Here is a 12,338-nt window from a genome sequence, read left to right on the forward strand (position 1 = left end):
ATAACATATCTATTTTTTTAGATATGTAGATATTTTGTTTATTTTTGTATTATGAATGTGATTGAAATCAGCAAAGTTTTATCCAATAAAACTAGGGTTAATATTTTGAAATGGCTGAAAAATCCCGAGGTAAATTTTCCGCCCCATCAAGATATTGACCATTTTGATGACGGGGTATGTGTAGGGTACATTCAAGACAAAACAGGATTGTCGCAATCCACCGTTTCAACCTATTTGAACAGCATGCAAAATGCAGATTTGGTCATCCCTACCCGCCATGGGAAATGGACCTACTACAGAAGGAACGAAGCTGTGATCCAAGCCTATGTCGATGCCTTGAAAAATGAATTGTAATTTTTTTGGAACACATATTTAGATTTAGCGAATTGTAAATATCATGGAAAACTGCATCAACTATAACTGCTGTGCCGAAACCCAACTTTCTGTGGGCGTATCGCGAACCATCGTCAAAAGAATACAGAAATGGCTTACCTCTATTCGAGTGGAAGGGGCCGAGAATATGTCAAAAATCAAATAACAGACACATGAAAACTATTGGAATGATCGGGGGAATGAGCTGGGAATCCTCAAAAATGTACTATCAATTCGCCAATGAAATCGTTCGTGAAAAACTGGGGGGTTCACATTCCGCCAAAACGATACTCTCTTCGGTGGATTTTGATGAAATTGAACGGTATTCCTTTTCGGACGATTGGGATAAAATTGGTGATATCATGGCCCTTCATGCCAAAAAATTGGAAACTGCCGGGTCCGACATCGTGCTACTTTGTACTAATACCATCCATTTGGTGAGCCATGCCATTACCCAAGCCATTGACGTTCCCTTTTTACACATTGCCGATGCCACCGGAGAGGCCATCCGCGGAAAAGGAATGAAAAAAGTGGCACTATTGGGTACAAAATTCACCATGGAAAAGGATTTTTACACCAAAAAGTTACGGGAAGATTACGGTCTTGAGGTTTTGATTCCCAATGAAACGGACAGGGAGCTTCTTCAATCCATGATCTACAATGAGCTGGTCAAAGGAATTTTTACCGATGCCGCCAAGGCCATTTGTTTGGACATTATCAAAAAAATGGAGGCGAAGGGTGCCGAAGGGGCTATTTTGGGCTGTACCGAGTTGCCGATCCTTGTACCAGAGCATGAAGCCTCGATACCTACATTTGATACCGCCAAGATCCATGTCCAAAAAGCCATTGAATTTGCATTGGCTTAATACCGGTTTGATCAAAAATCGGTTCCTTTGCACTCATAGAGACCTATAGCATGAAAAAAATTTACCATTTGGGCAGCTGCTCAACCTGTAAACGTATTTTAAAAGAATTGGAGCCTCTACAAGGCGTAGCACTCCAAGAAATAAAGTCGGAGCCCATGACCTCTGAGCAGGTGGAGGAAATGGCCGCCTTATCCGGAAGCTATGAGTCTCTTTTTAGCAAAAGGGCCATGCTCTATCGTGAAAAGGGGTTGCATGAAAAGCAACTTTCTGAAAACGATTACAAAAATCTCATCCTTGAACATTATACCTTTTTAAAAAGACCTGTTGTCCTAGTTGATGGACAAATCTTTGTTGGCAACTCCAAGAAAGTGGTCCAGGCCGCAAAAGAGGCCCTGCATCCATGAGTAAAAGAACCCTAGCCATTTTGGGCGCCCTGGCGGCGACCACCATTTACGGAATCAACCATACCCTGGCCAAAGGGGTGATGCCCATGCACGTTAAACCCTTTGGGTTTATTATGCTTCGTGTTGGTGGAGCGGCCATCTTATTTTGGGCCATCTCCTTTTTTGGTCCCAAGGAAAAAATCCAGAAACGGGACTGGGGCAGGATTTTGGTGTGTACCATCTTGGGCATGGCCGTGAACATGTTGTCCTTTTTTAAGGGTTTACAGCTTTCCACGCCTATCAATAGTGCGGTATTGGTGACTATAACCCCAATTATCGTGGTCATTTTATCCGCCCTCTTTTTAAACGAGAAAATCACCTTGAATAAAGGATTGGGTATCTTTTTAGGGTTCATTGGTGCCGTAGGGCTTATTCTTTTTGGGACTGAAATACGACAGGATGCCCCCAATATTCCTTTGGGGAATTTCCTATTTATTGTAAACGCCACTTTCTATGGTGCCTATCTGATTGTGGTAAAGACCCTTATTGAAAAATACCATCCCTTTACCTTGATGAAGTGGCTCTTTTCCTTGGCCGTGATCATCAACCTACCCATTACCTTACCAGAATTCCTTGAGATTGAATGGTCTACCATGCCTCTATGGGCCTATGGGTCCATTGCTTTTGTGGTAGTGGGAACCACATTCCTTACCTATCTGTTCAATGTATTTGCATTGACGCAGCTCAAGGCATCTACCGTTGGGGCCTTCATTTACGTACAACCCTTGATTGGAATTGTATTTGCACTTTTTTCTGGTAAAGACCATTTGTCGTGGATCAAACTTCTTGCCACGGGATTGGTATTGGTGGGAGTGTATTTGGCCAGTATGCGCCCTAAGCCAAGTCCATAGGTTTTTGTACAAACTTTCGGGTGTCCTCTTTGGTCAAGGTCTTGAACCCTTCGGATTTTTCCATTTGGTTGAATGCATCCAAGAAATGTTGGGGCAGTCCTATCAATCTTCGTTCCTTAAGGTCGATCCACGCACCCATCATCTGGCATCTGGCAAAGTTTCTTCCCTTGCTGTCATAAAAATCGTGGTTGAATTCAAAGAACATCCCATCTTCACTCATCCCTTCAAATCCTAATGAGACCTTTACGGGTTTTCCAGCAAACACTTCCTTGAAATAGTACATATGCTCGTAAAAGACCACGGGACCTATATTGTGCTCGGCCATCCCTTTTTGGTCAAATCCCAATTGGCCCAAGTAGGCCATCCGGGTATGGCTCATAAAATTGATGTACGCCGAATTGGCCAAATGGCGGTTGGCATCCAAATCGCTCCATCTAATATCAAATTCTTTAAAAAACATAGTGGGTTATTTTGTTATGCATGCATAATAATTGTAAAATTACCATAGTTTTCAGAACTGAGTCCCATAAAGTGCGATTATAAATCCTATTTTTAAACATAGTTTAACACAAACCTCATGAGTGAAAAAGCAGAATTCATCAAAGATCTTTCCTTGCCCGTTATAGCTGCCCCCATGTTTCTGATTTCCGGTCCAAAATTGGTAGTGGAGTGTTGCAAAAATGGCATCGTGGGAACATTCCCGGCCTTGAACCAACGCACCAGTGAGGGTTTTGAGGAATGGCTCATCCAGATAAAATCGGAACTCGAACAGTTTGAGAAAGAAACGGGTAAAAAACCGGCTCCTTTTGGTGTGAACCTTATTGTGCACCCCACCAACCCCAGATTGGAAGCCGATGTAAAACTATGCATGAAACACAAAGTACCCTTGGTCATCACCTCTTTGGGTGCCGTGAGCCAAGTGGTCAATGCCATCCACAGTTATGGTGGTTTGGTGTTCCACGACATCATTAAAAAACGACATGCCGAAAAAGCGGCCGAGGCCGGTGTGGACGGACTTATCTTGGTATCTGCCGGAGCGGGAGGACATGCGGGGAATCTAAACCCGATGAGCTTGGTGCACGAGGTCAAGAAATTCTTTCACAAAACCATCATCCTCTCAGGTTGCATCAGCACTGGACAGGATATCGCCACAGCCCTTCAAATGGGAGCCGATTTGGCCTATATGGGCACCCGATTTATCAATACCGAAGAGAGCAAGGCTCCCGAGGAGTATCGAAAAATGATCATTGAGGCCGGGGCCAGCGATGTTATCTACACTGCCGCCATTTCCGGGGTACATGCCAATTTTTTGGCGGCCAGCCTTAAGGCTGCCGGGGTTTCGGAAGAAGATTTGAAAAAAGACCGAAAAATAGATTTTGGCAAGGAACTGAATACCGAGGCCAAGGCCTGGAAGACCATTTGGTCCGCAGGACAAGGGGTTACCACCATTGATGATGTACTTCCTGTCTCTAAATTGGTGAAAACCCTAAAAACCGGGTTCAAAAATGCCATAGAGGAACAATACAAGCTTTTGGAGGTATTTCCAAAAAACTAAACCGATCATATTGACAATGCCCGAGGTTTCTGCCAACTATTCCCCTTCCATATTTTTTAAGAGCGGGCATTTGTCTACCATTTATTGTGGTTTGGTCCGTAGGGTAAACGGTGTAACCCAAAAAAGGGAGCGCCTCCGCTTAGCCGATGGGGATTTTTTGGATTTGGATTGGAGTCAATCCACCACTCCAACAAGAAAATTGGTTGTCCTGTTGCATGGCCTCGAAGGTGATGGGCAACGCCCTTATATTACCGGTAGCGCCAAACTGTTCAACCAAAATGGGTTCGATGCCTGCGCGGTGAATTTTAGGGGATGCAGCGGTGAACCCAATAGGTTGTACCGTTCCTATCATTCGGGTGCCACTGAAGATCTGGAGGAAGTGATCACCCATATCCTCAATACCTATTCCTACTCAGAAATTTATCTGAATGGATTTAGCTTGGGGGGCAATCTTTTGCTCAAATACTTGGGTGAACGCAATACAGTTCCGAAAGAAATCAAGGGAGCAGCTGCTATATCGGTCCCTTGTAGCTTAAGGAATTCCTGCGAACAATTGCTCACCCCAAAAAATGTACTTTACGCTCAACGATTCAAAAAGCATTTGATTGCCAAACTCAGACAGAAACAACATCTTTTCCCTATGTTGATCACGGATTCCGATATCAAAAACATCAAGACCCTAAAGGATTTTGACGACATCTACACGAGTCGAGCGCACCATTTTAAAGATGCATTGGATTACTATACCCAATGCAGTTCGCTTCAATTTCTACCGGATATTACGGTTCCCAGTCTCATCATCAATGCAAAAAACGATTCCTTTTTAGGAGAGGAATGTTATCCCATTTTCGAGGCGGGGCAAAATGAAAATCTGTTCTTGGAAATCCCAAAATACGGAGGGCATGTTGGTTTTTGGGGTAAGAATAATTGTACGTACACGGAAAAAAGAAGCTTGGATTTTTTCAATTCCCACTAGATAAATCACATTCTTGGGAAAGATTGTAGCGGTAACTCCAAAAACCCATAAAAATTAGACCTTAAATGCCTATCTTAGTAGCTGCATTTACACAAACTACAATTACGTTCAGAATGAAAAAAATACTTGTATTTCTAGCATTGGGTGCCGTTGTGGCAAGCTGCGGTGGCAAAAAGGAAGAAAAAAAGGACGGTTTTGAGGTAAGCAGAACCAAGACCGAAGAGAAAAAAGTACAAGCCAGTGAAGGTGTTCCAGTAGATATGGACAACAAAGGGGTTGGACCTATAAAGAATGTTGATTTTGCAGATGCCGTCAACGAAGAAATGGCAGCGCGCGGGAAAGCCACGTTCGAGTCCATTTGTGTTGCCTGCCATATGGTTGACCAAAAGATGATCGGCCCTGCCATGAAAGGCATTTACGATCGCAGAAGCCCTGAGTGGGTCATGAACATGATCTTGAATCCTGATGGAATGCTTAAGGAAGATCCCATCGCCAAGGCGTTGATGAAGGAAAACAACAATGCCATCATGCTTAACCAAAACCTTACGGAAGACGAAGCAAGGGACGTTGCAGAGTATCTTAGGACGCTATAACCCTCCAACATACATCTTTGAAATGCTGTTGTTTTATTCCTAAGACAACAGCATTTTTTGTTTATGGCCATGTGGATTCCCAGACAAACAAAACAATATGCTAGCTTTATATAAAATATATCCATCATGAAGAAAAAAATAGTATTCCTGTTTCTTGTTTTTTCTGCTTTGTTCACCATCAAGGCCCAAAATCTCAACGGGGCTTGGCAGGCCACCCTTATCAACAATGATGGTGTGGAGGTGCAATATGTAGCCATTATTACCCATGGATTTTTTTCTGAAGCTTTCTTCGAAAAAGAAAACGGAAAGTTCCTCGGCACCAAGGGAGGTCAATTTTCTTCCGATGATGATACACTGACCTATACCTTGGAATTTGCCTCTTTTGACCCGCAGATGGTCGGTTCAACAAATTCGTTCCCCTACACCTACAAAGACGGAAAACTTTATGTTGGGGAAAAAATCTGGAGCCGTTTGGATGACGGCACTCCCGGTGATTTACAGGGAGCATGGTTGATTTCCGGCCGTAAGCAGGATGGAGAAATTACAAAACGTGATACCTCAGGACCCAGAAAGACCATGAAAATTCTATCCGGCACCAGATTTCAATGGATTGCCTATAACACGGAGACCAAAGCTTTTATGGGCACCGGAGGGGGCACCTATACCACGGTTGATGGTAAATACACGGAAAACATTGGGTTTTTCTCTAGGGACGACTCACGCGTAGGAGCCAGTTTAGGGTTTAACTATGAGCTGATGGACGGGGATTGGCACCATTCCGGGTTGAGCAGCAAAGGGCAACCCATCTACGAAGTTTGGAGCATCCGAAAAGAGTAACAACACTTCTTATCATTTAATTAACCCAAGGGTTAGGGGTGTTTAAGGCATTTTTTTAGTACTTTTCTTTGCATTAACCATTAATTTCCCACAAATGAAACACTCAAGTATTCTTTGTTCCCTTGTTTTGATTTTGACCCTTTCCTGTAATCCAAAGTCGGATGGCTCTTCTGAATTGTTCGGTCCCACATGGGAATTGGAGTACATGTCCGGCCCCCGCATTGCCTTTGACGGACTCTTTCCCAACAAAAAACCACAGATCAGCTTTGATCAAGAATCTAGCAAAGTCATGGGAAACGATAGCTGTAATGGGTATTCGGCAGATTATACCTTGGACGGGAATACCATTTCCTTTGGGGAACCCGGACCTACTACCATGATGTTCTGCGGTGGTGGTGAAAGACAGTTTCTAACTATGATGCAAAAAATAGATGGGTTTGCCTTGGAGGAAGGAAAACTCAATCTATTGATAGGTGAAGTTCCCATGATGCGTTTTATAAAAGTTGAGCCATGAAAAAAATAATGACATCACTTTGTTTTGCCCTGCTCCTTTCAAGCTGTGTGGAGAAGAAAAAAGAGGACAATACCAATCAGGAAGAAATCACACAGGAAGATACCCTGCAAATAAAAACCGTTGAACCCGTTGCCATAAAAATGGACGACAGTTATTTTAAGGCTACTGGCACAGAACCCTTTTGGGGCCTTAAGGTAAAAGAGAACCGAGTGGAACTGAACATGATGGAAGATACCATCATCACACCGCATGCCACGCCCATTAAGGCCCAAGATGCCAACATAAGTATGTACCGTATACAAACCGAAGCCGTTTCCATGGATGTGATCATTGCCCATAAGGAATGTACCAATGCCATGTCCGGTGAAAAATCGCCCTATACCGTCACCATTGCCTATAAATATACCGGGGAAGAGGAAACCCATGCCCTTGAGGGTTGTGGTTCCTATATTACAGACTATCGACTTCATGATATTTGGGTTTTGGAAGAAATGGATGGACAAGCCGTAACCAAAGATGACTTTAATGGAAGGGATGTTCCCAATATGGAAATCGATATTAAAACCAATCGCTTTTCGGGCTTTGCCGGGTGTAATAGGATGACCGGGGGGCTTTTCTTTGAAAAAGATATGCTCCGATTTACCAATGCGGCGTCCACAAAAATGGCCTGCCCCAATATGGATGCGGAGTCTACCTTCCTTAAAAACCTTCAAAGTACTACTACCTATAAGATTGAAAACAATCGATTATACCTGTCCAATGGCAGTCAGGAAAACCTTCTCATTTTCAAAAAAATAGACTGACCATGAAAACAATTGTATATATCGTTTTTACCGCTCTTTTGGTTTTTGGCTGTAAAACCAAAACGGAAAAAGAAAACAACAATGGCCAACCAGAGACTACTACGGTCGTTGAGGAGAAGTCGGCTCCATCTTTAGAAGTAGGATGTTATATCTATGATGCCAACGGAAACCGCATTGTTTTTGAAATTACCGATGTCTCCACAACTGTACTAGGCAATCTCAGCTATGCCTTAAAGGAAAAAGATGGTAACAAGGGAACCTTTGCCGGAGTCATGAACGACAGTGTGCTTTTGGGCAAGTATACCTTTATATCTGAAGGGAAGGAAAGCACCCGTGAAATGGCCTTTTTGGTAGAGGATGCCCAACTCATCGAAGGGTTTGGAGAATTGGACAGTACCGGAACGGCATTCAAGGATGTGACCGTTCTTAGTTTCAGTTCATCCATGCCCTTGAGTAAAACAGAGTGCGATACAGAACCTTAAAAACCCCAATGCAAGGTATAGTGACATGAGAAAATTAATATTACTATTGTTGTTTCCCTTTCTTATCTCCGCACAAGATAATGCAGAAAACAAATCACAGTTCGTGGCCTTGTATACTGTTGGAAATCTTTGGGACAAAGACAAAGAACCCCAGAATCAACCTTATTTTAAGGAACATTCTGTTTTTTTGTCTACGCTTAGAAAAGAGGAAACGATTACTTTGGGCGCAAGATTTAGCGATACAGGAATGATTGTTCTAAAAGCGACTGATTTGCAATCTGCCAAAGCCTTGCTACACCAAGACGTCGCTATTCAAAATGGACTTTTCACGGTAGAAGTGCATCCCTTTCTCCCTTTTTACAGGGGGTGTCTGGAATAATTAAAGGGATTGGTTTTTTCTTTTTCTACCCATTTACACCTATTTTTTGGCAAAAGCACAAATCTGTTTTTAATCAATAATCGGTTACTTTTATGGGAGGTTATTAAATTCTGTGTCATGAAAACAAAAGTCTTTCTCCTCTTTGCCCTGTTCTCCAGTTTTTTGCTGACCGCACAAACCCCATCAGATTACACCATTGTCTTTACGGCTCAGGCAAAGGTCAATATCCATGAAAATAAAAGGGAAGCGGTCAATTCGTTTTTTGGAACCGCCTTAGGCAGAAGAATAGATGCCAAAGCTGATTCCGATTGGGTATATTTTGACGGAGGTGGCTTTGTGAAATTTGCCTACCATTCAGACGAAAATATGGTCTTGGATACGACTGAATTCATCAAATCCATGCAATTGGGGCTATTGGTGCCTTCCACGGAATATGAAGCCGTTCAATCCATCATCAAAGATTCTGGTGCCCTTCCCATGCTGCCCGAAGTGGAAAAATATCAAGACCATGACCACTTCTACTATTTTCATGCTCCGGGGGGGCAAGTGTTCCGAATCGTAAACTCAGCAACAACACTTCCCAAAAAAGGGGAGGTTCTTTTTGATGCCGAAAAAGCGGAAAAATATCGAGCTGATGACTACGGAATGAAAAAATACGTTTTTGCCTTCCTAAAGCGAGGTCCCAACCGCTCCCTCCCCAAAGAGGAAGCCGATGCATTGCAGATGGCCCATCTTCAAAACATTGGAAGAATGGCCCAAGAGGGAAAGTTGGTGCTAGCCGGACCATTTTTTGGAAATGATGACCTGCGGGGCATCTATATTTTTAACGTCTCTTCCTTGGAAGAGGCCAAAAAACTAACCGAAACAGATCCTGCCATACAGGCCGGCAGTTTAATCATGGACCTCAAGGAATGGTACGGTTCTGCTGCCCTTATGGAAGTGAACCAAATTGGCCTTACCTTGGCCAAAAAATCCATTATGGATTAACCTTTTTTGATCATGAAAAACCTTTCTTTTGCCAAATTCGTTGGTTGCGCCTTCTTTTTTATTTTCGCAGTGGAACTACAAGCCCAGGACATGGAACTACCCTACCATCAAATTCCCGATCATGCCGAAACCTACAGTGCCGGCAATATTGTATCACGAATGATTGATGGTTTGGGCTACCGCTATTATTGGGCCACGAAAGGATTGACCGAAAAGGATTTACAATACAAGCCTTCCGAAGATGGGCGAAGCCTTATGGAAACCATGGAGCACATTTACGTGATGTCCAATAATATTGTATTGGCCCCAGACGCAAAACCTTATGAGAGACCCAAAACCCCTACAAAATATTCCTACGAAGAGCTTCGCGAACTCACCCTTAAAAACCTAGAGGCGGCGAGCAATAAAGTATTGGGGAAAAGCTCGGAAGACATGGAAAATTTTAAAGTCATCTTTAAACAAGGTGATCAACAGTCCGAATACCCGTATTGGAACATGATCAATGGAATGCTTTCCGATTGTATTTACCATACCGGTCAAATTGTACTGATGCGAAGGGCAAGTGGCAATCCACAAAACCCAAAGGTAAATGTGTTTCTTGGCAAAACCAGGGAATAAGCCATACCAGTCTTGTAACAAAGTTCTTTTTTTGACTACCTATTAGTAAACAACAATTACTATGGGTTCCGCAAGTCAACCAATGTTGGTGGTCAAAGCCAACCGGGCACTGTTACGAAAGCGCCCCAGCTATAAAGATATTCGCAAAGCCTATGACGGCTACCTTAATGAAACTCAACTTCATTTTAAGGAGCTTACTCCTTTCGAACAAAAGAAGATCAGGGATAAAATCATTGAGCAGGCAAAAAGGGATAGATGGGAAGAAATTAAAATCTACTTTATCAGTCTTTTCATTCTCAGCGCAATCATCACGGGAATTTATTTTTGGTTCTTCAACTAATTTGGAAAGAACCCTTTGTCCTATTTGTCCACCACAACCTTATAGGTTGGGTCTTCCAGCACATTTACCTCGATAATATCATCGGCGTTGGCCAACAATCTTCTACAGTCCCGGCTCAGGTGTTTCAAGTGAAGTTTCTTCCCCACCTTGTTGTAGCGTTCGGTGATCTTGTTCACTGCCTCAATGGCTGACATGTCAACCAAACGGCTTTCCGCAAAATCAATGACCACCTCATCGGGGTCATTGAGCACATCAAACTTTTCGGCAAACAAAGTGGTGCTTCCAAAGAAAAGAGGGCCATAGATTTCATAATGCTTCATCCCTTCTTCATCGATATATTTTCTGGCACGAATGCGTTTTGCATTGTCCCAGGCAAAAACCAAGGCAGAAATAATGACCCCTACCAAAACGGCCAACGCTAAATTGTGCAGGAATACGGTCACCAGAGTTACCAAGACCATGACCAACACATCGGATTTTGGCATACGGCGGAAGGTCTTTAAGCTCGCCCATTCAAAGGTTCCCAATGCCACCATGATCATAAGACCCGTCAATGCGGCCATAGGCACTTTTTCAATAAGACTGGAACCGAACATGATGAACACCAACAACATCAACGCGGCAACTATCCCAGATAATCTTGCCCTGGCACCATTGGAGGTGTTGATCAAACTCTGCCCAATCATGGCACAACCCCCCATTCCGGAAAACAACCCTGAAAGAATGTTTGCTGTACCTTGGGCCACGGCCTCCTTGTTGCCCCTACCACGTGTTTCTGTAATTTCATCCACAATATTCAAAGTAAGGAGACTCTCAATCAACCCAACCCCTGCCACAATAGCCGCATAGGGAAATATGATCTGCAAGGTTTCCAAGGTAAAGGGCAGATCAGGAATATGAAAAGGGGGAAAAGTTCCTTCAATGGAAGCAATATCCCCAATGGTCCGGGTATCCAGACCCAAGAAGAACACAATGCCAAACACCAAAAGAATCGCTGCCAGAGATGCTGGAATCGCCTTGGTCAATTTGGGGAGTCCCCAAATCACCACCATGGTCAACAATACCAATCCAAGAAAAGTAAACAAGGTGCTTCCTGTGAGCCATTCGCCATCGGCAGTTTTAAACTGACTCATTTGCGACATAAAAATGATGACGGCCAGACCGTTCACAAACCCAAAGATTACGGGATGGGGCACCAAACGCATCAATTTACCCAGTCGGAGCAAGCCTGCGGTCATCTGTAAAATTCCCGCAAGAACTACCGTTGCAAAAACGTATTCAACCCCATATTGTTTGGCCAAGCTCACAATCACCACGGCAACAGCACCTGTTGCACCAGAGATCATTCCTGGTCTACCCCCCAAAATGGAAGTGACCAAGCCCATTACAAATGCGGCATACAATCCGGTCAATGGCGATAATCCAGCAATAAAAGCAAAGGCAATGGCTTCGGGCACCAAGGCAAGAGCAACCGTCAAGCCCGATAAAATTTCCGTGCGATAGTTTACTTTTTGGGAAAAATCAAAAAGGTTGAGATACTTTTTCATGGCTTCTTTCTTGAAGCGGGCAAAAGTAGTATTATTAAATGCAAGACCCTAATAAGGTCCTTATTTTTAAGGATTTGATGATTTCCCGTTGGTTCACCCAAAGACCTTTTCAGTCCATAGGTCTAATTTTGCGGTATTTTTTTGGTCTGTTGACGTTTCTCACACATTTTAGACT

Annotated in this window: 18 protein-coding genes; 16 read left to right on the forward strand and 2 right to left on the reverse strand. The window is 43.3% G+C overall.

Annotation, left to right across the window (positions count from 1 at the left end; translation table 11 throughout):
- Positions 1 to 105 precede the first annotated feature (105 nt).
- From F8C76_RS11425 to F8C76_RS11440, 5 genes are read left to right on the forward strand one after another with little or no spacing between them, the layout of a single operon-like run.
- Positions 106 to 354 (forward strand): ArsR/SmtB family transcription factor, encoded by a 249-nt coding sequence (locus F8C76_RS11425; protein WP_335341878.1) that lies wholly within the window; start codon positions 106 to 108, stop codon positions 352 to 354.
- Positions 355 to 397: 43 nt separating this feature from the next.
- A complete protein-coding gene (locus F8C76_RS18730; protein WP_170284020.1) occupies positions 398 to 538 on the forward strand; it encodes a hypothetical protein in 141 nt (46 codons plus the stop codon).
- Between the two features lie 7 nt (positions 539 to 545).
- Positions 546 to 1,238: an aspartate/glutamate racemase family protein gene (locus F8C76_RS11430; RefSeq protein WP_152131836.1), complete on the forward strand. Its 693-nt coding sequence runs from the start codon at positions 546 to 548 to the stop codon at positions 1,236 to 1,238.
- A gap of 50 nt (positions 1,239 to 1,288) precedes the next feature.
- Positions 1,289 to 1,642, forward strand: coding sequence for an arsenate reductase family protein (locus tag F8C76_RS11435; RefSeq protein WP_152131837.1), 354 nt, complete (start codon positions 1,289 to 1,291; stop codon positions 1,640 to 1,642).
- Positions 1,639 to 2,532 carry a DMT family transporter gene (locus F8C76_RS11440; RefSeq protein ID WP_152131838.1) on the forward strand — a complete coding sequence of 298 codons (894 nt, stop codon included), beginning with the start codon at positions 1,639 to 1,641 and terminating at the stop codon, positions 2,530 to 2,532. Before F8C76_RS11435 ends, F8C76_RS11440 begins: the two co-directional genes overlap by 4 nt.
- On the opposite strand, the gene F8C76_RS11445 is transcribed toward F8C76_RS11440, so the two are convergent.
- Complete coding sequence (locus F8C76_RS11445) at positions 2,516 to 2,992, reverse strand: acyl-CoA thioesterase (RefSeq protein ID WP_152131839.1); 477 nt, start codon at positions 2,990 to 2,992, stop codon at positions 2,516 to 2,518. The two genes, F8C76_RS11440 and F8C76_RS11445, sit on opposite strands and share 17 nt — an antisense overlap.
- A gap of 117 nt (positions 2,993 to 3,109) precedes the next feature.
- On the opposite strand from F8C76_RS11445, the gene F8C76_RS11450 reads away from it, so the two are divergent.
- The 11 genes from F8C76_RS11450 to F8C76_RS11500 all read left to right on the forward strand — a co-directional run bounded on the left by F8C76_RS11450 (position 3,110) and on the right by F8C76_RS11500 (position 10,616).
- Positions 3,110 to 4,087, forward strand: coding sequence for an NAD(P)H-dependent flavin oxidoreductase (locus F8C76_RS11450; RefSeq protein WP_152131840.1), 978 nt, complete (start codon positions 3,110 to 3,112; stop codon positions 4,085 to 4,087).
- A 16-nt stretch (positions 4,088 to 4,103) separates the two neighbouring features.
- Positions 4,104 to 5,063: a YheT family hydrolase gene (locus tag F8C76_RS11455; protein ID WP_152131841.1), complete on the forward strand. Its 960-nt coding sequence runs from the start codon at positions 4,104 to 4,106 to the stop codon at positions 5,061 to 5,063.
- Between the two features lie 113 nt (positions 5,064 to 5,176).
- On the forward strand, positions 5,177 to 5,656 hold the full coding sequence (locus F8C76_RS11460; RefSeq protein ID WP_152131842.1) for a c-type cytochrome: 480 nt from the start codon (positions 5,177 to 5,179) through the stop codon (positions 5,654 to 5,656).
- A 126-nt stretch (positions 5,657 to 5,782) separates the two neighbouring features.
- Positions 5,783 to 6,493: a membrane or secreted protein gene (locus F8C76_RS11465; protein WP_152131843.1), complete on the forward strand. Its 711-nt coding sequence runs from the start codon at positions 5,783 to 5,785 to the stop codon at positions 6,491 to 6,493.
- 94 nt (positions 6,494 to 6,587) lie between these two features.
- A complete protein-coding gene (locus F8C76_RS11470; RefSeq protein ID WP_152131844.1) occupies positions 6,588 to 7,007 on the forward strand; it encodes an META domain-containing protein in 420 nt (139 codons plus the stop codon).
- Entirely contained in the window at positions 7,004 to 7,810 is an 807-nt protein-coding gene (locus tag F8C76_RS11475) for an META domain-containing protein (RefSeq protein WP_152131845.1), read from the forward strand. Before F8C76_RS11470 ends, F8C76_RS11475 begins: the two co-directional genes overlap by 4 nt.
- Before the next feature lie 2 nt (positions 7,811 to 7,812).
- Positions 7,813 to 8,292: a hypothetical protein gene (locus tag F8C76_RS11480; RefSeq protein WP_152131846.1), complete on the forward strand. Its 480-nt coding sequence runs from the start codon at positions 7,813 to 7,815 to the stop codon at positions 8,290 to 8,292.
- A 25-nt stretch (positions 8,293 to 8,317) separates the two neighbouring features.
- Complete coding sequence (locus F8C76_RS11485; RefSeq protein ID WP_152131847.1) at positions 8,318 to 8,671, forward strand: YciI family protein; 354 nt, start codon at positions 8,318 to 8,320, stop codon at positions 8,669 to 8,671.
- Positions 8,672 to 8,788: 117 nt separating this feature from the next.
- Positions 8,789 to 9,658: a YciI family protein gene (locus F8C76_RS18965; protein WP_249042407.1), complete on the forward strand. Its 870-nt coding sequence runs from the start codon at positions 8,789 to 8,791 to the stop codon at positions 9,656 to 9,658.
- Positions 9,659 to 9,670: 12 nt separating this feature from the next.
- Complete coding sequence (locus tag F8C76_RS11495; protein ID WP_152131848.1) at positions 9,671 to 10,276, forward strand: DinB family protein; 606 nt, start codon at positions 9,671 to 9,673, stop codon at positions 10,274 to 10,276.
- 61 nt (positions 10,277 to 10,337) lie between these two features.
- Positions 10,338 to 10,616: a hypothetical protein gene (locus F8C76_RS11500; protein ID WP_152131849.1), complete on the forward strand. Its 279-nt coding sequence runs from the start codon at positions 10,338 to 10,340 to the stop codon at positions 10,614 to 10,616.
- A gap of 20 nt (positions 10,617 to 10,636) precedes the next feature.
- On the opposite strand, the gene F8C76_RS11505 is transcribed toward F8C76_RS11500, so the two are convergent.
- A complete protein-coding gene (locus F8C76_RS11505; RefSeq protein WP_152131850.1) occupies positions 10,637 to 12,163 on the reverse strand; it encodes a SulP family inorganic anion transporter in 1,527 nt (508 codons plus the stop codon).
- Positions 12,164 to 12,338 lie beyond the last annotated feature (175 nt).

Source organism: Flagellimonas olearia, assembly GCF_009184425.1.
GTDB lineage: Bacteria > Bacteroidota > Bacteroidia > Flavobacteriales > Flavobacteriaceae > Flagellimonas > Flagellimonas olearia.

Excerpts from the sequence above, each read along its gene's own strand:
- F8C76_RS11465 (WP_152131843.1), top strand. The coding sequence starts at position 5,783 with ATGAAGAAAAAAATAGTATTCCTGTTTCTTGTTTTTTCTGCTTTGTTC.
- F8C76_RS11460 (WP_152131842.1), top strand. The coding sequence starts at position 5,177 with ATGAAAAAAATACTTGTATTTCTAGCATTGGGTGCCGTTGTGGCAAGC.
- F8C76_RS11480 (WP_152131846.1), top strand. The coding sequence starts at position 7,813 with ATGAAAACAATTGTATATATCGTTTTTACCGCTCTTTTGGTTTTTGGC.
- F8C76_RS11445 (WP_152131839.1), bottom strand. The coding sequence starts at position 2,992 with ATGTTTTTTAAAGAATTTGATATTAGATGGAGCGATTTGGATGCCAAC.
- F8C76_RS11485 (WP_152131847.1), top strand. The coding sequence starts at position 8,318 with ATGAGAAAATTAATATTACTATTGTTGTTTCCCTTTCTTATCTCCGCA.
- F8C76_RS11495 (WP_152131848.1), top strand. The coding sequence starts at position 9,671 with ATGAAAAACCTTTCTTTTGCCAAATTCGTTGGTTGCGCCTTCTTTTTT.
- F8C76_RS11455 (WP_152131841.1), top strand. The coding sequence starts at position 4,104 with ATGCCCGAGGTTTCTGCCAACTATTCCCCTTCCATATTTTTTAAGAGC.
- F8C76_RS11470 (WP_152131844.1), top strand. The coding sequence starts at position 6,588 with ATGAAACACTCAAGTATTCTTTGTTCCCTTGTTTTGATTTTGACCCTT.
- F8C76_RS11450 (WP_152131840.1), top strand. The coding sequence starts at position 3,110 with ATGAGTGAAAAAGCAGAATTCATCAAAGATCTTTCCTTGCCCGTTATA.
- F8C76_RS18730 (WP_170284020.1), top strand. The coding sequence starts at position 398 with ATGGAAAACTGCATCAACTATAACTGCTGTGCCGAAACCCAACTTTCT.
- F8C76_RS11500 (WP_152131849.1), top strand. The coding sequence starts at position 10,338 with ATGGGTTCCGCAAGTCAACCAATGTTGGTGGTCAAAGCCAACCGGGCA.
- F8C76_RS11440 (WP_152131838.1), top strand. The coding sequence starts at position 1,639 with ATGAGTAAAAGAACCCTAGCCATTTTGGGCGCCCTGGCGGCGACCACC.
- F8C76_RS18965 (WP_249042407.1), top strand. The coding sequence starts at position 8,789 with ATGAAAACAAAAGTCTTTCTCCTCTTTGCCCTGTTCTCCAGTTTTTTG.
- F8C76_RS11475 (WP_152131845.1), top strand. The coding sequence starts at position 7,004 with ATGAAAAAAATAATGACATCACTTTGTTTTGCCCTGCTCCTTTCAAGC.
- F8C76_RS11505 (WP_152131850.1), bottom strand. The coding sequence starts at position 12,163 with ATGAAAAAGTATCTCAACCTTTTTGATTTTTCCCAAAAAGTAAACTAT.
- F8C76_RS11430 (WP_152131836.1), top strand. The coding sequence starts at position 546 with ATGAAAACTATTGGAATGATCGGGGGAATGAGCTGGGAATCCTCAAAA.
- F8C76_RS11435 (WP_152131837.1), top strand. The coding sequence starts at position 1,289 with ATGAAAAAAATTTACCATTTGGGCAGCTGCTCAACCTGTAAACGTATT.